Source organism: Candidatus Frankia alpina (assembly GCF_902806485.1).
Taxonomy (GTDB): Bacteria; Actinomycetota; Actinomycetes; order Frankiales; family Frankiaceae; genus Frankia; species Frankia alpina.
In genome coordinates this window covers 1-248 of sequence record NZ_CADCWT010000651.1, presented here as the reverse complement: position 1 = coordinate 248, position 248 = coordinate 1, and the positions used below count along the sequence as shown (strand labels likewise).

At 74.2% G+C, this 248-nt stretch carries 1 pseudogene; it reads left to right on the top strand.

The features are described from left to right. Window positions 1-248, top strand: a pseudogene (locus G6R25_RS24820) (IS4 family transposase); the annotation flags it as partial.

Sequence of the window (248 nt, the reverse complement as noted above, 5' to 3'; positions counted from 1 at the left end):
TGGCGCCGGTGAGGCTGCTGTTCGAACGGACCGCGGTGGCGATGGCGCTGCCCGGGCGGACGGTGGGGGCGTTCTACCGGGGTTGGCGGGTGTGCGCGGTCGACGGGACGACGCTGCTGGTCCCGGACACCGACGAGAACGCTGCCGCGTTCGGTAAGCCCGGCAACGACTCCGGTGAGGGGGCGTTGCCCCAGGTGAGGGTGCTGGGGCTGGTCGAGTGCGGCACCCGGGCGTTGCTGGGGGCCGGG